At 56.8% G+C, this 19,461-nt stretch carries 17 protein-coding genes and 1 pseudogene; 3 read left to right on the forward strand and 15 right to left on the reverse strand.

The annotated features are described in order from the left end of the window. Window positions 1–65: 65 nt before the first annotated feature. Window positions 66–2,165, reverse strand: coding sequence for an elongation factor G (gene fusA, locus KGP25_RS12485; protein ID WP_223539036.1), 2,100 nt, complete (start codon window positions 2,163–2,165; stop codon window positions 66–68). Window positions 2,166–2,325: 160 nt separating this feature from the next. On the opposite strand from fusA, the gene KGP25_RS12490 reads away from it, so the two are divergent. Next, window positions 2,326–2,625 carry a helix-turn-helix domain-containing protein gene (locus KGP25_RS12490; RefSeq protein WP_008501755.1) on the forward strand — a complete coding sequence of 100 codons (300 nt, stop codon included), beginning with the start codon at window positions 2,326–2,328 and terminating at the stop codon, window positions 2,623–2,625. Here KGP25_RS12490 and KGP25_RS12495 read toward each other — a convergent pair. Both KGP25_RS12495 and KGP25_RS12500 read right to left on the reverse strand, forming a co-directional pair. Beyond that, on the reverse strand, window positions 2,618–3,259 hold the full coding sequence (locus KGP25_RS12495; RefSeq protein WP_045908811.1) for a helix-turn-helix domain-containing protein: 642 nt from the start codon (window positions 3,257–3,259) through the stop codon (window positions 2,618–2,620). The two genes, KGP25_RS12490 and KGP25_RS12495, sit on opposite strands and share 8 nt — an antisense overlap. A 121-nt stretch (window positions 3,260–3,380) precedes the next feature. Then, the gene (locus KGP25_RS12500) at window positions 3,381–4,712 is read right to left on the reverse strand and encodes a 2-hydroxycarboxylate transporter family protein (RefSeq protein WP_223539037.1); all 1,332 of its coding nucleotides are present in this window, start codon (window positions 4,710–4,712) and stop codon (window positions 3,381–3,383) included. Window positions 4,713–5,126: 414 nt separating this feature from the next. On the opposite strand from KGP25_RS12500, the gene KGP25_RS12505 reads away from it, so the two are divergent. Beyond that, window positions 5,127–6,812, forward strand: coding sequence for an NAD-dependent malic enzyme (locus tag KGP25_RS12505; protein WP_223539038.1), 1,686 nt, complete (start codon window positions 5,127–5,129; stop codon window positions 6,810–6,812). Window positions 6,813–6,856: 44 nt separating this feature from the next. Here KGP25_RS12505 and KGP25_RS12510 read toward each other — a convergent pair whose 3' ends face one another. The 11 genes and pseudogenes from KGP25_RS12510 to KGP25_RS12560 form a co-directional block, all read right to left on the reverse strand. After that, a complete protein-coding gene (locus KGP25_RS12510; RefSeq protein WP_048963121.1) occupies window positions 6,857–7,858 on the reverse strand; it encodes a Kdo(2)-lipid IV(A) acyltransferase in 1,002 nt (333 codons plus the stop codon). Window positions 7,859–8,041: 183 nt separating this feature from the next. After that, window positions 8,042–8,272, reverse strand: a complete 231-nt coding sequence (gene pptA, locus KGP25_RS12515; RefSeq protein WP_008501760.1) for a tautomerase PptA — start codon at window positions 8,270–8,272, stop codon at window positions 8,042–8,044. A gap of 37 nt (window positions 8,273–8,309) precedes the next feature. Then, window positions 8,310–8,927 carry a glutathione S-transferase family protein gene (locus tag KGP25_RS12520; RefSeq protein WP_045908816.1) on the reverse strand — a complete coding sequence of 206 codons (618 nt, stop codon included), beginning with the start codon at window positions 8,925–8,927 and terminating at the stop codon, window positions 8,310–8,312. Between the two features lie 40 nt (window positions 8,928–8,967). After that, complete coding sequence (locus tag KGP25_RS12525) at window positions 8,968–9,855, reverse strand: ABC transporter substrate-binding protein (protein ID WP_048223392.1); 888 nt, start codon at window positions 9,853–9,855, stop codon at window positions 8,968–8,970. Window positions 9,856–9,864: 9 nt separating this feature from the next. After that, window positions 9,865–10,638, reverse strand: coding sequence for an amino acid ABC transporter ATP-binding protein (locus KGP25_RS12530; protein ID WP_223539039.1), 774 nt, complete (start codon window positions 10,636–10,638; stop codon window positions 9,865–9,867). Then, on the reverse strand, window positions 10,622–11,548 hold the full coding sequence (locus tag KGP25_RS12535) for an amino acid ABC transporter permease (protein ID WP_045415753.1): 927 nt from the start codon (window positions 11,546–11,548) through the stop codon (window positions 10,622–10,624). The genes KGP25_RS12530 and KGP25_RS12535 overlap by 17 nt, the downstream gene beginning before the upstream one ends. A 9-nt stretch (window positions 11,549–11,557) precedes the next feature. After that, entirely contained in the window at window positions 11,558–12,067 is a 510-nt protein-coding gene (locus tag KGP25_RS12540; protein WP_008501765.1) for a GNAT family N-acetyltransferase, read from the reverse strand. A 9-nt stretch (window positions 12,068–12,076) separates the two neighbouring features. Then, a pseudogene (locus KGP25_RS12545) lies at window positions 12,077–14,340 on the reverse strand (NtaA/DmoA family FMN-dependent monooxygenase). Window positions 14,341–14,356: 16 nt separating this feature from the next. Further along, window positions 14,357–15,478 carry an amidohydrolase gene (locus tag KGP25_RS12550; protein ID WP_045908821.1) on the reverse strand — a complete coding sequence of 374 codons (1,122 nt, stop codon included), beginning with the start codon at window positions 15,476–15,478 and terminating at the stop codon, window positions 14,357–14,359. Next, window positions 15,475–16,476 (reverse strand): LLM class flavin-dependent oxidoreductase, encoded by a 1,002-nt coding sequence (locus KGP25_RS12555; RefSeq protein ID WP_048223398.1) that lies wholly within the window; start codon window positions 16,474–16,476, stop codon window positions 15,475–15,477. The genes KGP25_RS12550 and KGP25_RS12555 overlap by 4 nt, the downstream gene beginning before the upstream one ends. Window positions 16,477–16,586: 110 nt before the next feature. Continuing rightward, on the reverse strand, window positions 16,587–17,126 hold the full coding sequence (locus KGP25_RS12560) for an AAA family ATPase (RefSeq protein WP_223539040.1): 540 nt from the start codon (window positions 17,124–17,126) through the stop codon (window positions 16,587–16,589). A gap of 340 nt (window positions 17,127–17,466) precedes the next feature. Between KGP25_RS12560 and KGP25_RS12565 the strand changes: the two genes are divergently transcribed. Next, a complete protein-coding gene (locus KGP25_RS12565) occupies window positions 17,467–19,002 on the forward strand; it encodes a methyl-accepting chemotaxis protein (RefSeq protein WP_223539041.1) in 1,536 nt (511 codons plus the stop codon). Here KGP25_RS12565 and KGP25_RS12570 read toward each other — a convergent pair. Next, complete coding sequence (locus KGP25_RS12570) at window positions 18,999–19,397, reverse strand: cupin domain-containing protein (protein WP_008501772.1); 399 nt, start codon at window positions 19,395–19,397, stop codon at window positions 18,999–19,001. The two genes, KGP25_RS12565 and KGP25_RS12570, sit on opposite strands and share 4 nt — an antisense overlap. Window positions 19,398–19,461 lie beyond the last annotated feature (64 nt).

Raw genomic sequence — 19,461 nt, forward strand, 5'->3', positions numbered from 1 at the left:
AAAGCCCTCTGCTACAGCGGCAAAAGCACATGGTAGCCCAGCGACTACCATGTGCAATTCATTAACTACTTCGCACGCCGTGAAATAATCTCATCCGCAACATTCCGCGGGGCTTCCGCAAAATGATGGAACTCCATCGTATACGTCGCGCGTCCCTGGGACATCGAACGCAATGTCGTGGCATAACCAAACATCTCTGCCAGCGGTACGTCGGCGCGGATAATCTGGCTACCGTACTGCTCTGCCATCCCCTGCACCATGCCGCGTCGGGAAGAGAGATCGCCCATGATGTTACCGGCGTACTCTTCCGGTGTTTCCACCTCCACGTGCATGATCGGCTCAAGAATCACCGGATCCGCCCTGCGGGCCCCCTCTTTAAAGCCGAGGATCGCCGCCATGCGGAACGCCATCTCCGAGGAGTCGACGTCGTGATACGAGCCAAACGTCAGCGTCGCTTTAACATCGACGACCGGATAGCCCGCCAGCACGCCGCTGTTCATCGCTTCCCGCAGCCCTTTCTCAACGGACGGAATATACTCACGCGGCACCACGCCGCCCTTAGTGGCATCGTCAAATTTAAAGCCACTTCCAGGCTCCAGCGGCTCCAGGCTCAGCACCACATGACCGTACTGGCCTTTACCGCCGGACTGTCGGACAAATTTGCCTTCGATATCCTTCACCGTTTTACGCAGGGTTTCACGGTAGGTCACCTGCGGACGACCGATATTTGCTTCGACGCCAAACTCACGCTTCATGCGGTCGACGATAATCTCGAGGTGTAACTCACCCATCCCGGAGATAATGGTCTGACCGGACTCCTCGTCAGTGTGCAGGCGGAAAGACGGGTCTTCCGCCGCCAGGCGCTGCAGCGCAATGCCCATTTTCTCCTGATCGCCTTTGGTTTTCGGCTCAATCGCCAGCGAAATCACCGGATCCGGGAACTCCATGCGCTCAAGCGTAATGACGGCGTTCGGATCGGTGAGCGTGTCACCGGTGGTCACGTCTTTCAACCCGACGCAGGCCGCGATATCCCCGGCGCGCAGTTCGTCCACCTCGTGGCGATCGTTGGCATGCATCAGCACGATACGCCCGATGCGCTCTTTCTTCCCTTTCACCGGGTTATACACCGCGTCGCCTTTGCGCAGCACGCCAGAGTACACGCGGATAAAGGTCAGTTGTCCGACGTACGGGTCGCTCATCAACTTGAACGCCAGAGCCGAGAACGGCTCATCATCACTCGGGTGACGCTCCGCGTGCTGCCCTTTTTCATCCACGCCATCAATGGCCGGCACGTCCAGCGGCGACGGCATAAGCTCAATCACCGCATCGAGCATGCGCTGTACACCTTTGTTTTTGAACGCGCTGCCGCACAGCATCGGCTGGATTTCGCCCGAAATGGTGCGAATACGCAGCCCTTTGATAATTTCCGCTTCCGTCAGGTCGCCGGTTTCCAGGTATTTGTCCATCAGTTCATCGCTGGCTTCCGCCGCCGCAGAGACCATTTTTTCCCGCCACTCCTGGGCGGTACTGACCAAATCGTCCGGCACGGGCGCATAAGTAAACACCATGCCCTGCGTGGCGTCGTCCCACAGAATGGTGCGCATCTTGATCAAATCCACCACGCCGGTGAAGTGATCTTCGGCCCCCACCGGGATGACAATCGGCACCGGATTAGCCTTCAGGCGTTCCTGCATCATCCGCACGACGCGGAAGAAATCGGCGCCCGGACGGTCCATTTTGTTGACGAAGGCCAGACGCGGAACGTGATATTTATTGGCCTGACGCCAGACGGTTTCCGACTGCGGCTGCACGCCGCCCACGGAGTCATACACCATCACGGCACCGTCGAGTACGCGCATGGAACGCTCCACCTCAATGGTGAAGTCCACGTGCCCCGGGGTGTCGATGATGTTGATCCGGTGCGGTTCATAGCCTCTGTCCATGCCTGGCCAGAAGCAGCTAACCGCCGCGGACGTAATGGTGATCCCGCGCTCTTGCTCCTGCGCCATCCAGTCAGTGGTTGCCGCGCCATCGTGTACTTCACCCAGCTTGTGGCTCATCCCGGTATAAAACAGGATGCGCTCGGTGGTGGTGGTTTTACCGGCATCGATATGCGCGGAGATACCGATGTTGCGATAACGTTCGAGAGGGATGGGTCGGGGCATGATATTTCCTTAGTCACTATGACATGTTTGTGACGACCAGGATGGTCGTGCATTCGTTCGTTTGCTATAATAGTCCTATTGTACGAGTATTATCGAACTATTTTTTAAGGGTTGACCTATTGTTGATATAGCTCAATCTGATGCCATACGCAGGAAAACGATGATCCCTAACCACCCTGAAACAGAACAAATACTGCTGGAAAATGTGCTCTTTGCCCTCGGCAACCCGCTCCGGCTATCGATTATTCGCCGGCTCGCCGATGGCAGCGAACTGAGCTGCAACGCGCTGCGCCCGGAGGATGTGGTGAAGTCCACGATGACCCATCACTGGCGCGTATTGCGCGACAGCGGTGTCATCTGGCAGCGTCCGCAGGGACGCGAAAACATGATTTCATTGCGACGAGACGATCTGGATACCCGCTTTCCGGGGTTGATGGCGATCCTGCTGCAGGTTAAGTAACTTCTGTCCCTTCCAGGCGATAGACCGGGACCTGCCGGGTTGTTTTGGTAAGCGTATCGAACACCTCGGCGTTGGACGTCACGATCCGCATCCCTGTTTTGCGTAACCGTTGTACATCAGCCGCGATGCGCTGAATGCCAAACCAGAAAAGCCCGTCGAGCGCGGTCACAGACAGCCCGTTTTCCAGCGCCAGTTTGAGGCGCTCCTTTGGCGCTTTCACCTGCTGGGCAATTTGCCGGTAAGACGCTTCCGTCGCACCCGTGGCGTCACTGCGCTGGATCCGCGTCTTCAGATGATAGGTAAACTCGTCAGGTATACCGTCCAGATCCCGTTTAAGGCTGTAGACGCAGCCAAAGCGCTTGCCATTGAACAGAACATTTTTCTGACTGAGCTGAAGCTCTTTTCTGACAGCATCAATCAACTGGGGCGCACGGGTGAGAAGCAGCCTGAAGGGCAGCTCGAAGCTGGTGACGTAGTCCACATTAAGCAACGCGAGACGCAGACGATCCTCCGCACCGGACTGTTGCTCACGGCACTCCTCCAGCACCTCCGCCCACTGGCGCGTCAGGCGCTCCGGTTCGGCGGCTTCGGTCAGGAGATATTTTTCAATCTGATAATCAACTCTTCCGGTCATCGTGTGGTATCCCGTCGCTGTGGCTGCGGTAATTCTATACAGCGCGGTGAGTTTTATAAAGGACTGAACCGCAGCGACACGCTGTAAATGTCGTTGCGATTCAGTATCCTGAGGTTTCGAATCAGTGCGCCATAACCCAGCCCATCAGCAGCGTGGCGAAAATGACCGTCGAGGCACCGCCGATACGTGTCGCAATCTGCGCGAACGGCATGAGCGACATGCGGTTGGAGGCGGACAGAATGGCCACATCTCCCGTACCGCCCAGCCCACTGTGGCAGCAGGTAACAATCGCCGCTTCCACCGGATACATATTCAGACGCGACGCAATCACGTAGCCGCTCAGCGCCATCGCAATCACCACCGATCCGCATACCACTACATAGCCCACCGAGAAGACCGACACCACGCTCTCAAGCGGCACGTATAGCATCCCGAGGCCGATCATCAGGGGCCAGACCAGCGCAGCCGAAACGAATTTATAGCAGCTGTGCGCGCCCTGCTCCATTGAGGCCGGGATCACCCTGAAGTATTTACACAGGACGGCAATCAGGATCATCAGCACCGGGCCGGGAATGTGGACCAGTTTTTCAAACAAGCCTCCGACGATGAAAAACGCGCACACCATCAGCAATCCGCCGCCCATCAGATGAAAATCCGTCTGCTGTGCGCTTTGCGCCCCAGCAAACAGGCTGGCGTCGTCTTTACTCCGCGTGAGCATGCCATTTCCCGAAAGCGCAGGACGTTTCGTCCCGAGACGCGCCAGCGAGCCCGCACAAATAATGGCGAAAATATTTCCGACGACCGCAGCGGGAGCCAGCTGCGCCACGTAGACGTCCGGCGTCTGCCCCAGTATGGCCGAATAGGCCAGAGACAGGGGCAAAATCCCCTCGCCAATTCCGCCGCCAATGATAGGGACAATGATAAAGAAGAACGTATGGTAAGGCGTAAACCCAAACAGCGTTCCCACAATAAGCCCGCTCAGCACGGCCATCAATGTCCCCGCCACCAGCGGAACAAACATGCGCATCATGCCCTGGATCAGCAGCACCCGGTTCATCCCCAGAATACTGCCGACTACCAGGCAGGCGATGACGAAATAGAGCAGATTCGCCTCCTTCATCAGCAGATACACCGTATCAAGGGTTTGTTTCCCGAATGCGCCAAAATAGACCAGCACGGAAGGCACCATCAGACACAGGATCGCCGGGCCGCCGATGTCCTTCAGCACGGGGATTTGACGCCCCACTTTGGCAAACGCAAAGCCAAGGGTCATGATGACCGCCAGTCCGCCTATCATATTTTTCGGCAACAGCCCTGCCCAAGCGGACGTCGCCACAATCGCGGCAATCCCCACGAACAGCATCAACGGGACTGCGCCAACCTCGGTATTGTTGAGCCCAAAGGCGAAACGCGAGGTCGACAGCTCAGAAGTCGGTACAGGATTATCTTTCATATAATCACCTGAAATTTGTGTTCGGATATGCAGAGAACGGAATAAACGAAAAACTATTCCTGATTCAAATAAATGTTCTTAAATAGAAAATAAAAACTTTGGTGGCCTTTTCTAAAAACAGGCTCAGCGTGAAATTAACATACCCCCCCAAAGAGAAATGTGAACACAATAGCCCTTTCCTTTTAAATAATTTAATTCATTATTATGTAACTAAAGTTATTCATGACATTCAATGCAATTCTTTTGAAATTAATAAAACCAGAAAGAATGTGAACCTTGTCACTCCTGATCCGTTAGCTAAGCGCTAAATTAGCTCCCCAACAAAACACAGAAAACTCCGTGCCTTTATCATCCTTAAAGTCACTGTTTCTACTCGTCTTATTTCTGTTTCGTTTAAATATTCAGGAGTTGACCATGTCTCGTAAAGACGTTCTGTACACGCCCTATAATGGCGCCGTACTGCTGGAAAATCCGTTATTAAATAAAGGCCTCGCCTTTATTAAAGAAGAACGGGATAATTTTAATCTGCATGGATTATTGCCGCATAACGTTGAAACCATTGAAGAGCAAACCGAGCGCGCCTGGGTGCAGTTCTGCCATTTTAAAAGCGATATTTCCCGTCATGTTTATTTGCGCAATATTCAGGACACCAATGAAACTCTCTTTTACAACCTCTTGCGTTCGCATCTGAAAGAGACGTTACCGATTATCTATACCCCGACGGTGGGTGAAGCCTGCGAGCATTTCTCCACGATTTATCGCCGCGCGCGCGGCTTGTTTATTTCATGGCCTAACCGCCATCGTATTGATGAGATGCTGCAAAGTTTCTCGCGCAACGACGTTCGGGTGATTGTGGTAACGGACGGAGAGCGCATTTTAGGGCTCGGCGACCAGGGTATCGGCGGTATGGGCATTCCGATTGGCAAGCTGTCGCTCTATACCGCCTGCGGAGGGATCCATCCGGCCTCCACCCTCCCGATTATGCTGGATGTCGGCACAAATAATCAGCAACACCTCGACGACCCGATGTACATGGGCTGGCGTCATCCGCGCATCAGCGACGACCAGTATGCTGAGTTTATGGATATGTTTATCAGCACGGTTAAGGCGCGCTGGCCCAACGTTCTCCTGCAATTTGAAGACTTTGCACAGAAAAATGCCACACGACTACTCCAGCGCTACCGCGATCAGCTGTGCTGCTTCAATGATGATATCCAGGGCACGGCAGCCGTCACCGCGGGGACGCTGATCGCAGCGGCCCACGCGGCGGGCACGCGCATTCGCGATCAGCGCGTGGTCTTCCTCGGCAGCGGCTCTGCGGGATGCGGGATCGCTGAAAAAATTGTGGCGCTGATGGTCGATGACGGCCTGAGCGAGTCGGAAGCCCGCAGCAGGATCTTCATGGTCGATCGCTTCGGCCTGCTGACCGACGACATGACCAACCTGCTCGATTTCCAGAAAAACCTGCTTACCGCGCGCGACGCCGTAAGCCGCTGGCAGGTAGACGCGAAGAATATTTCCCTGCTGGACGTGGTGAAGAACGCACATCCAACGGTGATGATCGGCGTTTCAGGTCAGCCGGGGCTGTTCAGTGAAGAGATCGTCAAAGAGATGCATCGCCACTGCCCGCGCCCGATTATCATGCCGCTCTCGAACCCAACGTCGCGGGCGGAGGCCCAGCCGCAGGATCTCATCGCCTGGACCCAGGGGGCCGCGCTGGTGGCCACCGGCAGCCCGTTCGCGCCGGTATTCTGGGAGAACGCGCACTACGAGATTGCCCAGTGTAACAACGCCTATATCTTCCCGGGCCTGGGACTGGGCGTGCTGGCCTGTAACGCGCGCCGGGTGACGGAAGAGATGCTGATGGCAGCAAGCCACAGCCTGGCCGCCCAGTCTCCGCTCGTAACCACAGAAAGAGGAGGATTGCTGCCGCCGGTAGATCAGATTGAAACGGTCTCGCGCCAGATTGCCGTTGCCGTCGCCCGGGCCGCGATTGAACAAGGCATAGCGCCATCGTTAGATGATGAAACCCTGCTGGCGCGCATTGAGAAGACCTGGTGGCAGGCGGACTATGCGCCGTACCGCCGATCCGCGTTGTAGCGCCGGTCATGCCCTCACCGCAGGGTGAGGGCATCGCTGTGGTGTCAGTGCTGTATGCCTGAGCGGTCAGAAAAATCGCTGGCGGAGAGATTATCACCCCGAGTTGCCGCCTGTTTCAGACGGGCATACCGATCAGGTACCCCTTCAGGACGCGTTTTGAAGCGACGGTGCAGCCACATATACTGCTCTGGGGCCATGCGTACGGCCTGCTCAATTGCCCTGTTCATCTGCGTCGCCACGGCTTCTTTATCGCCGCCCTGCAACGCCTCACTGATATCCTCCAGAATAATCAGCTCGTAACCGGTGCCATCCGCCCTGCGACGCGGCACAAAGGGGATGACGGCAGGCTTAGCGCTTTTGACCAGCATATAGCTGCCCGCCGTCGTTGCGGCATCCGGCACCGCAAAGAACGGCACAAACACGCTGTTGGTTTTGCCATAGTCGTGGTCCGGGGCGTACCACAAAATTTCATTCTGCTTCAGCGAGCGGATCATGCCCTTTAAATCATGGCGATCGAGCATGGTTTTGTTGGAACGCAGACGTCCGCGCGTTTGAAGCCAGTCCAGCAGAGCATTGTTATTAGGGCGATACACCCCGATACCGGGGTTGAGCATGCCAAATATCCGCGCGCCCAGCTCAAGCGTCAGAAAATGCATCCCCACCAGCACCACGCCTTTTCCCTGCGCCCTCGCCTTTTCCATGTGCTCATACCCCTGCACGGTAAAGCATTTCTTCACCCGCCACGCAGGCCAGAACCATGCCATCCCGGTTTCAATCACCCCCATTCCTACCGATTCAAAATTACGCTGCAGCAATGACTCGCGTTCATCCTTTTTCATCTCCGGGAAACAAAGTTCCAGGTTGCGGCGGGCAATCTCGACGCGGCGAGGAAGTAAGCGCATCGCCAGTCGCCCCAGGCCATGACCGATTCTGAACAGAAGCGGATAAGGGAGCAGCATGATGAGCCACAGAGCCGCAATGCCGGCCCAGCTTAGCCAGTAACGGGGATGAAGAAAGGCGAATGAAAAACGGGGTAATTTTGTCATCAGAAAATTATCCTTTAACGTGTCTGTCCTTAATTGATTCTGTTGAAGATCTTTCCTAAGGATGAATAAAAAGTCAGCCAGAAACGTTAAGTGTAGCGGATAAGACAAAACGCATTTTTATCGATTTTTGCGAAAACGGGAAAACAAGCCGGGGAGGATTTATTCGCTCCCCGGCAGAAGATCTTACATCGAATACCCGGGCTTCTTAATAAGCTCCTCCAGCTTCGGTCCAATTTCGGTATCCCAGACCTGCGCCTTCCAGTCTTCAGGCGCGATCTGCTTCAACGCCACCGACACGGAACTGTCTTTGCTGTTGAAATGGCGAATAATCACGTCGGCAATATCTGCCGCCAGGGCAGCTTTTTGTTCGTCGTTCAAATCACGGGGAAAACATTTGATATCTACGTGTGGCATGTACAGGCTTCCGGTTGTGAATGAGGGTTCCACGTTATCAGATAATATTGTTTGCCTTTAACACCTTGTGCAGTTCCGGTCGCTGACATACGGCGTCCGCAATCGCCGTGAATTTAGGGGTATTTTCGGCAAACCAGGCGTGACGGGGCCCCCAGGTGCGCGCTACCGCAATATACACATCCAGCAGCGTCAGCCGTTCCCCCAGCGCAAACGGGGCAGCCTTAAGCTGGCTTTCGAACCACAAATAAAGAGATTTCCGGTATTCGATGCAGTTTTTCTGCAGCTGTTCCGGCGCATCCGGCACCCAGCGTTCGGGATAGTCTGCATAGGTAAACGTGGGATAGACGTTGGCTACGAACCAGATGAGCAAACGCTGAAACTGCTGACGTTCAGCCTGCCCCACGGGCGGGGCGAGCTCGGGACACCGGTCGAGCACCATCAGGGCAATCGCCGCCGTTTCGGTCATGATGGCGCCATTTTCCAGCTCCAGCGTCGGCACCTGGCACAGCGGATTGAGCTTGTGCAGCAATTCACGCTGCGGACCGGGCTGGTCAAACCCGTCCACGTTGATAAATTGATAAGGGATATCAGCCAGGGTCAGCATCACCTCACTGATTGCCGAGCCCCAGCCGGGTACGCCATAAAGTTTAATCATGTTGCCCCCTCAGGAGTGAAATCCTAAGTGTAGAGCACCATTAGTATGTTATCCCAGGCGGGTTGACCTCCGATTGCGCCACCGCTTCGCCCTGCTCGCCCCAGCGCGCCAGCACCTTCTGGTACTCTCCGCGCTCAATCGCACCGTTCAGCGCGGCCTGCAAGGCATAAACCAGTTGATTGCCTTTTTTGGTCGTGGTGGCGACATAAGCTTTCTTCGGCCCTAAACCGACCACGCGGGTTTTGCCGGTGAGCGCCGCTTTGTAAGCTGAAACCGACTGAGGACCAAAGAACACATCCGCCCTGCCGGACTGGATATAGAGATTGCCCGAGGCATCGTCGTGAAGATAGACCGGCAGCGCAGGCGCCCGCCCCGCCTTTTTATTCTCTTCGTTCCAGCCCAGCAGGATGCGCTCCTGATTGGTACCCGAGCCGACAATCACCCTTTTCCCGGCCAGATCTTCCGCGCTTTTGATTGACTGAATCTCGCTGGTGGATTTCACCGAAAACGCCAGCGAATCGACGCGGTAGGTCGCAAAATCAAACTTCTCTTTACGCTGTTCGGTCACAGCAATGTTCACCAGCGCCACGTCGTAGCGCCCGGAAGCGATTCCCAGCGGCCAGTCTTCCCACGCCGTCGGCACCAGCTTTAGCTTCAGCCCCAGGCTGCCCGCCAGCAGGCGGGCAATATCCGGGTCGCTGCCGATCCGCGTGCGGTTATCGCTGGCCAGCAGCGCCAGCGGCGGGGAGTTCAGCATCGAGACGGCGACCGTCAGCGTACCCGGCTCAACGAATTTATAACCGGCGGGGATCTTCGCCACGGCCTGCCGATCCACCGTCACCGGCAGCGGCTGCTCGTTGGCTTTCAGATCGATGCTGGCGTGGCTCGCCGTCGTAAAAAGCAGTCCTGCCAGAAGTCCATATTTCATCTGCGCTCCTTACAGCACTTTTGACAGGAACTGGCGCGTTCGCGCGTGCGACGGGCGGTTCAATACCGCGTCGCTGCTGCCCTGTTCCACGATTTTTCCGTCGACCATAAACACCACCTGATCCGCCACTTCCCGGGCAAAGCCGATCTCGTGAGTGACCACCACCAGCGTAGTGCCGGACCGGGCCAGTTTTTTGATTACGTCCAGCACTTCCCCTACCAGCTCCGGATCCAGCGCCGAGGTGGGTTCATCAAACAGCATCACGCGGGGACGTAACGCCAGCGCGCGGGCAATCGCAATGCGTTGCTGCTGGCCGCCGGAGAGATGGCGGGACCAGGCATCGGCTTTGTCCCGCAGCCCGACCACGTCCAGCAGGCTGTACGCTCTTTCCACCGCCTCTCTTTTGCTGAGCTTTTTATGCGCGATGGGCGCTTCAATCAGGTTTTCCAGCACCGTGAGATGGGGAAAGAGATTGAAGTTCTGAAACACATAGCCCACGTTGACGCGCTGTTTGAGGATCTCTTTCTCCTTCAGCTCGTAGAGCTTGTCGCCCTGACGACGGTAGCCAATGTAGTCCCCGTCGATCTGAATAAAGCCTTCGTCGACGCGCTCCAGGTGGTTAATGGTACGCAGCAGCGTCGATTTTCCCGACCCGGACGGCCCGAGGATGACCGTCACGGATCCCGGCGGGATCTCAAACGACACGTTGTCGAGCGCCTTATGGCGTCCAAAATATTTGCTGACGCCGGTAATCGAGATATGTCCTTCAGGAGAGGCTTGCATGGATAGGCTCCTGTGCTGGCGTGGTGGTGACAGAACGGGTACGACGGGCGGCACGGTTCTGATTAACCGCTGAGCGGCGTTCGCTGCGGGCAAGTGCGCGTTCAACACCGTACTGGATAGCGGACAGGACGGTGGTGATCGCCAGGTACCAGGCGGCACCGACCATCAGCAGCGGGATCACCTCCTGCGTGCGGTTGTAGATCATCTGGATGGTATAAAACAGCTCCGGCATCGCCAGGACGTACACCATCGCTGTGCCCTTGGCGAGGCTGATGATTTCATTGAACCCCGACGGCAGAATGGTACGCAGCGCCTGAGGCAAAATGATGCGCACCGTGCGGCGCCAGGCCGGCAGACCGAGCGCGGCGGCGGCCTCATACTGCCCGTGATCGACCCCGAGGAAACCACCGCGAATGATCTCGGCGGTATAGGCGCTCTGCACCAGCGTTAGCCCCACCACGGCGGTAGAGAACTGCCCCAGCACGTTGATGGTTTCAAAACTGCCCCAGGTAATACCGGTAAACGGCACGCCGAGCGAGAGCGTGTCGTAGAGATAGGAAAAGTTGTACAGGATAATCAGCACGACGATCAGCGGCAGCGACCGAAACAGCCAGATGTACGCCCACGCCAGGCTGCTCAGCAGCCAGGATGACGAGAGTCTCGCCAGGGCCAGCATGCCGCCAAACACCACGCTCAGCGCGGTACCGATCAGCGTCAGCAGCAGGGTCTGCCCGACACCTTCGAGGATCACCGGGTCGAAGAACCAGCGGGCGAACACCGTCCACTCCCAGCGCGGGTTAAAGGCTACGGACTGAATCACGACCGCCAGGACAAACAGCGCCACCGCGGCGCCGACGGCCCGCAGCGGATAACGCGCCGGGACCACCTTAATGGTTTCAACGTTGCTCATCGTCGTTCCTCATGCGGTTTTACTGAACGCTTCACGTACCAGCGTTTTGGTGAAACGCAGCCGACCGTCAAACGGCGGCTGGCTATACTCTTCCGGATCGCGGTTCAGATCGAACTGCGGCTGATAGCCCTGGCTAAGATAGAGCCTGACCGCTTCCGGCTGACGAAAGCCGGTTGTCAGGTAGATTTGGCTATAGCCTGCCAGCACCGCCCTGCGCTCCAGCTCTTGCACCACGCGCCCGGCAAGCCCCTGCTGACGCAGGGTTTTGTCCGTCCAGATACGTTTGATTTCCGCGGTGCGTTCGTCGAACGGTTTGTACGCGCCGGTAGCAATAATCTTCCCGTCGCGCTCCAGGACGATAAACAGCCCCTGCGGCGCCAGATACCACTCGGTGAGCTCCACTTCCGCGTCTTTAGAGAAGTAGTCCCCGTAGCGGGCCGCATATTCACCGAACAGCCCCTCGATAATGGGCTGAAGTTCGGCATCTTCCGGTGATACATCACGAAATCGTTCGCTCATTACGCCTCCTTAATCGCCCAGGCCAGCCGGGTTCACTTCGGACTGAGGAATGCGCTCAACCCCTTCTCCCCAGCGGTTCAGCACTTTGTCGTAATCGCCGTTTTTGATGACACCGTTCAGCGCGGTTTGCACCGGCTCAACCAGTCCGCTGCCTTTTTTCAGCGTCACCGCGATGTGTGCCGCCTTCGGCCAGCCGCCGTCGACGCTGCCCACCAGTTTGGTTTTCCCGTTCAGCGCCGCTTTCCATGCGCCAATCACGTTCGGGCCAAAGTAGGCATCCGCGCGTCCGGACTGCAGCGCCAGGGTTTGGGCCGCATCGTCTTTGGTGTAGATCGGGGTAAAGGGCTTCAGCCCCTTCTTCAGGTTTTCGGCATTCCATGCCAGCAGGATGGCCTCCTGGTTGGTGCCGGAGCCGACGATAATCTTCAGCCCGGCGATGTCTTCCGCCTTCTGCAGCGACGTAATCGGGCTGGTGGATTTCACGTAAAAGCCGAGGGAATCCTTACGATAGGTAGCAAAATCAAACTTCTGTTTGCGCTCTTTAGTGACGGTGATGTTGCTGATGGCGGCATCGTATTTCCCGGACGCCACGCCCAGCGGCCAGTCCTCCCAGGAGGTGGGCACCACATTGAGCTCCAGCCCGAGGCTGTCGGCGACCAGACGCGCGACGTCAACTTCGCTTCCCAGCAGCGTTTTGTTGTCGTCGGAGAAGACCGTCAGCGGCGGCTGGTTGAGTCCCGCCACCGCAACGGTAAATTTCCCCGGCACGGCAAAGCGATAGTCTTTCGGCAGCTGCGCTACCGCCTCGCTATTTTTCGTGGTGTTAATCGGGGTTTTATTGGCCTCGATGCTCACGCCGGTGCCGTTAATATTGACGTTCTCTGCCCAGACGGCAGGGGTAAAGGCCAGCGCGAGCGCCAGAATAAGCGATGATTTCTGCATAGCGGGGTTCTCTTTTATTGTTGTGTGTACTGGTTTTTCGGTTGGTCTAAGCCAAGGCTTTCACGCAGCGTGGTGCCCGGGTAGTCGGTACGGAACAGGCCGCGGGCCTGAAGAATGGGCACCACCTGGTCAACAAAGCGCGGGAAGGTGTCCGGCGTGCCGCCCTGAATAATGAAGCCGTCTGCGGCATAGCCTTCAAACCAGGCCTGAAGACCGTCTGCCACCTCCTCCGGCGTGCCGGAAAAGCGCGGGCGCGGCGAAGCGGCCTCCAGCGCCACCTGACGCAGGGTTAAGTTGCGTTCACGGGCGTTACGCTTGATTTCATCGGTGGTGCTGCGGAAGCTGTTTTTGCCTAAGTCGCCGATATCCGGGAACGGCTCGTCGAGCGGATACTGGCTGAAATCGTGATGTTCAAAATAACGCCCGAGGTAATTGAGGGCGTCATTAATCGACACCAGCGCCGCCGTGGTCTGGTACTGATTTTCCACATCATCGGCATCTTTCCCCACAATCACGCTGACGCCCTGGAAAATATGGAGATCCGACGCGCGGCGGCCGTTTGTTTCCAGCTGCTGTTTTACGTCGCGGTAAAAGGCTTTTGCCTCATCGAGCGTCTCGTGGTGGGTGAAAATGGCGTCGGCATGTTTCGCCGCCAGCTTTTTCCCGTCGTCCGACGCCCCGGCCTGAAAGACAATCGGGCGACCTTGCGGCGTGCGGCCAATATTCAGCGGACCGGCGACCTGGAAGAAGTCACCGTGGTGATCGAGCGTATGCAGTTTCGCCGGGTCAAAAAACTGGCCGCTCTCTTTGTTACGAATAAACGCGTCCCCTTCCCAGGAATCCCACAGCCCTTTCACCACGTCGAGATACTCATCCGCAATCCGGTAGCGCAGCGCATGCTCGGGGTGTTTTTCGCGGGAAAAGTTCTTGGCCGACCCTTCCAGCGGCGAGGTCACCACGTTCCAGCCCGCCCGGCCGTTGCTCAGGTGATCGAGGCTGGCAAACTGGCGCGCCGTGGTGAAGGGCTCGCTGTAGGAGGTGGATAAGGTTCCCACCAGCCCAAGACGCGAGGTGATGCTGGCCAGTGCGGAAAGCACGGTTAACGGTTCAAAACGATTCAGAAAATGGGGGATCGATTTCTCGTTAATATAGAGGCCATCGGCCACGAAGAGAAAATCGAGCTTCCCTTCCTCGGCCTTTAACGCCGTCGCTTTCACAAAGTCGAAATTAATACTGGCGTCGGCGATCGCTGCAGGATGGCGCCAGGCGGACATATTCCCGGATGCACCATGCAGAATGGTGCCCAGCCGCAGTTGTCGGGTTGCAGACATATTTACCTCTCCTGAATTAAACGTGTTGCAGGGCTTTTTCCGCAAGCTGTGCAAAATAGCGGGCGGCGGGCTCAATCAGTGCTTCATCCGGGTTAAAGGCCGGGTGATGTAAACCAAACGGACTGTTGCTGCCAATGCTGACAAACGCGCCGGGAACAGACTGCAAATAGACCGCAAAATCTTCCCCGCCCATATGCAGTTCCGCGTGCCGGGTTTCATATCCGGCCTCACGCGCGACCGAGGTGGCAAAATCAGCCCAGCGCTCGTCATTCACCAGCGCGGTAGGCCCGGCATACCAGGTGATATCAATCTGCGCGCTGAAGGCGCTGGCAAAACCGGCGGCGATTTCGCCCACGCGGGCTTTCACATTCTGCTGCACTTCCGTGCGATGGGTTCGCAGCGTGCCTTCCAGCTCGACGCTTTCCGGCAGCACGTTCCAGGTGTTGCCGCCCGCAATGCGGGTCACGCTCAGCACCACCGAATCCAGCGTGTTGACGTTGCGACTGGCGACGCTTTGCAGCGCCGTTACCAACTGGCTCGCCAGCACAATCGCGTCGTTGCCTTCATGAGGACGTGCGGCGTGCGCGCCTTTGCCGGTAATGCGAATCACAAAGCGGTCAACGTTGGCGTAGAACGGCCCGCCGCGGGTGGCGAACTCACCGACCGGCAGGCCGGGCTCGTTGTGCATACCGAAAATCGCGCTGACATCGCGCAGGGCACCGGCGCGCACCATGCTCTTCGCACCGCCAAAGTTCTCTTCAGCAGGCTGAAACAGGATACGCACCCGGCCGTTAAGCGAGGCCTCCCGCTCTTTCAGCTTTAACGCGGCGCCGAGGATGACGCTGGTGTGAATATCGTGTCCGCAGGCGTGCATCACCCCTGCATGCTGTGAGCTAAACGGCACGCCGCTGCGCTCCTCGATCGGCAGCGCGTCAATATCGGCACGCAGCGCAACCAGCCTGCTGCCCGTTCCGATTTCCGCCACCAGCCCGGTCGACAGGTCGTAAGGCTGTGGGGTGATCCCGGCGTTGGTCAGCCACTGGCGCAGGCGCGCGGTAGTTTCGACTTCCTGGCCGGACAGCTCCGGGTTCTGGTGCAGTTCGCGGCGCCAGGCAATCAGTTGTTCGCCAAAGCTCATACGGTGACCTCCTTGTTAAGACGCGCCCCGGCCAGCAGGCGCAGCGACGCGACGCGCGTAGCCCCCTCCGCCACCGGCGTGTCGATGATAAATTCGTCAATGCCCCACTGCTGGTGCAGCGCGTTGAGCTGTTCCACTACCGACTCAGCGGTACCCGCCAGCAGCGACTGCGCGCGACGTGCAATGCGCACCGGCTCACTGCCCGCCTGGCGTGCAAACGCGTAGGCCTGTTCTTCGCTGGCCACGGTGACACGCTGCCCGTTTGCCAGCTCAACGCCCCACACTTCGACCTTCTGCGCCAGCGCGTCTGCCTCAGCCTGCGTCGGCGCGACAATCGCCTGCACCGCCACTATCACGTCACGCGCGCTGTTCTCGCGCCAGGTCGATACCACCTCGCGCAGCAGTTCCGGGTCACCGTTCAGGTGTGCGGCAAACACAAAGTGCCAGTCGAGCCTGGCGGCCAGCAGCGCGCTTTCGGTACTCGCGCCCAGCAGAAAACCCTCAGCAGGCAACGGCGGCAGCGGCGTGGCGCGGACGGCCTCTTCATTAGCGTGATGCTCAGGACGGATCCAGCGGTCGAGCTGGGCCAGTTGTTCGGCAAAGCTGCCCTTTTCCTGTTGATTCAGGCCCTGCTGCAGCGCGCGGGTTGAGAGCGGTAATCCGCCGGGGGCTTTCCCGACGCCGAGATCGACGCGGCCAGGCGCCAGCGCGGCCAGCACGTTGAAGTTCTCGGCGACTTTATAGGGGCTGTAGTGCTGAAGCATTACGCCGCCTGACCCGACGCGAATGCGCGTGGTTTGCCCGAGGATCCAGGCAATCAGCAGCTCCGGCGAAGGACTGGCAAGCTGTGGGGTGTTGTGGTGTTCGGCAATCCAGAAGCGGTGATAGCCCAGATTTTCTGCCTGCTGCGCCAGCGCAAGGGTACGCGCCAGTGCATCGGCAGCCGTTTCGTTTTCAGCGATGGGGCTTTTATCCAGAATGCTGATTCGCCATGACATGTTGCGTTCTCGTTTGACTTAACATGTCGACATTATTAAAGGCGCATTTCACCACTGAGAAACAATTAATTTACATTTAGTTTGCCGGAAAACAGATATATAAAACCCTGCTAAGAATAAGACTTTAAGGAGGCAATCAGCGATTCCACCTGCTCCCGACGGGTAATGCGGACGAAGCGAATATGGCTATATTGCGGGTTTTGCAGATCGGCTTCATAGCGCGTACGGTTGTTACGCCAGGTTTTCATCGTCCAGATGATAATGGATTCTCTGCTGAAGAACGCGCGCCGGAAACTCTCTTTATTCCCCGTTCCCGGCCAGAGCTCGTACTTATGCCAGGCCCGCTTCAATGCTCGCGTGACGGCCTGCCAGAGGGTGCGGGTAAACCCGTAATCCACCCACACCACCACATCGACATCGCGCCATTTCACAGGCCGCGTGCGGTTGTAGTTACCGTCAAGTACCCAGTCTGGCGAAGCCTGTAGCGCCTGCGCCAGCTTTGCCTGAAATTCGTCGTCCGGCGTGCCCTGCCAGTCAGAGCGCCAGTAGAGTCTGTCCATCTCGATACAGGGAATAGCCAGTTCGGTCGCAATCTGCTTCGCCAGCGTGCTTTTTCCACTTCCGCTGGTTCCTATGACGTTAATTTTCACCTCAGCCTCCCTGTATTCACGAAAATGAGACCAAATCATAGCGTTTTCATTCTGTTAACGAAACGCTATTTCAGCATGACAATTTTTCCAGGGAGGCGATCTCCCTCTTGCAGTTTGGCTTATGTCATTTATTTAAATCGATTCAAAATAACACCCACTAAAATATTTTCAATTTTATTACATTCGACAACATTAACATATTAAAAATAATGGATGCCGGGTATTTCGGAGGTTCTCAATTTCAGCGAGAATATGCACAGACCGTTATTAAAATAATCACTTTTATCTTGCCGGAGCGCTTTCCGGATTTTTATTCTTGCACAACATCATGGAGTTACTCATGAGGCGTAACACCCCCGTTACACAAAACGAGTATTTACTTAACGCTGGTTCGACGTTAATGTCCACCACCGATACAAAAAGTCATATAACTTATGCCAACTCCGCTTTTATAGAAGCCAGCGGATATAAAGAAGAGCATCTTCTGGGTGAGCCGCATAACCTCATCCGCCATCCCGACATGCCTGCCGAAGCGTTTGGCGACATGTGGTTTACCCTCCAGCAGGGTGAGACCTGGACAGGGCTGGTGAAGAATCGTCGTCATAATGGCGATCACTACTGGGTGCGTGCCAACGTGACGCCGGTCTGGCAGGGGGAATCCCTGACCGGCTATATTTCGGTGCGCAATATCCCCTCACGGGAGGAGATCGCGGCCAGTGAAAATCTGTATGCAAAAGTACGTAATAATGAATTAAAACAGTACCGTTTTTATAAAGGACTGTTCGTTCGGCGCGGTTTATTTTCCTTTTTATCGCTCTTTAAATGTCTCAGTACCGGAAAACGAATTCAGCTTGGTATTACTGCGACAGCGTTACTTTCCTTCCTGGCGGTATATTTATTCCGCGATCGTCTCGTTCAGGCCACCACTCTGGTGCTGCTTTTTTCTGCGCTGTCCTGTTATCTTCATGCGCAGATCGCCCGGCCGGTAAAATCCATTGTTCAACAGATGCAGCGCGTGGTTTCAGGACGTAAAACGGACTATTACCATTTTGACAGGATCGATGATATCGGGCTGATGATGCGCCTGGTGAATCAGTCTGGTTTAAACCTGAATTCGCTGGTTGACGATGTCGGGGCGCAAATCAGCGGTATTGGCACCATCAGCCAGCAGGTCGCGAAAGAAGGTGCGGCGCTGCAGACGCGCTCTGAAGAAACCGCAGATTTCTTGCAGCAAACCGCTTCTGCGGTGGAAGAGATCGCCAGCGCCGTGAAGCAGACGGCCGAAACCGCGAACGAGGCGATTCAGATGGCGGATCGCACCCGCGAGAGCGCCCACTGCGGCGAAGCGATGATGAAAGAGACCATCGGTATGATGCAGTCCGTGTCGCAGGATAACGGCCAGATCGTCGATATTATCAGCGTTATCGATCGTATTGCCTTCCAGACCAATATTCTTGCGCTGAATGCCGCCGTGGAAGCGGCGCGCGCGGGTGAAGCCGGCCGCGGCTTTGCTGTGGTCGCGGCTGAGGTGCGCAATCTTGCACAGCACTCCGCGACGGCGGCGAAAGAGATCAAAGCGCTGATCGAGAAAAACGTCGCCAGCGTCAACGCTGGCGTGGAGAAGGTGGTACAAACCGAATCACAGCTGACGGTCATGATCGACCATGTTCTGCAGGTTTCCACCTTGATTAAAGAGATTGGCCTCGCCACGCAGGAGCAAACTCAGGCGCTGACGCTGATTAACGCCTCCCTCTCCCGTATCGGCACAATGACCCAGAGCAATACGGGGATGGTGGATAACGTCACTCACGCCGCGAATCACCTGACGCAGCGGACGACGCGCCTGCAGCAGGCGATCGCCGTTTTTGGCGGTTAGCCGTTCGGGTACTGCTCGTCGGTCACTTTTTCCAGCCATGTTACCGGGCTGCCGTTTACCGCTTCGGCGATGGCAAGATGCGTCATCGCCGTTTGCGCACTTGCGCCGTGCCAGTGCTTCACGCCGGGTGGGATCCAGGCGATATCGCCCTGATTCAGGATTTCCGCCTCTTTGCCCCACTCCTGTAACCAGCCGCGCCCCTGCGTCACAATCAGCGTTTGTCCCAGGGGATGCGTATGCCAGGCCGTGCGCGCGCCCGGCTCAAAGGTTACGGTTGCCCCACCGACGCTGGCAGGTTCGGTCGCCTGAAAGGGCGCGTCAATCCGAACAGCCCCGGTAAACCAGGCTTCCGGTCCTCGTACTGACGGTAATGAACCGCTGCGGATAATTTTCATCTTTTGCTCCTCGTTGACTGTTGCGTTAACAGTAGCGCAAAGCGCTCGGGAGCATTAGGGTGCA

Source organism: Enterobacter sp. JBIWA003 (genome assembly GCF_019968825.1).
GTDB lineage: Bacteria > Pseudomonadota > Gammaproteobacteria > Enterobacterales > Enterobacteriaceae > Enterobacter > Enterobacter quasiroggenkampii.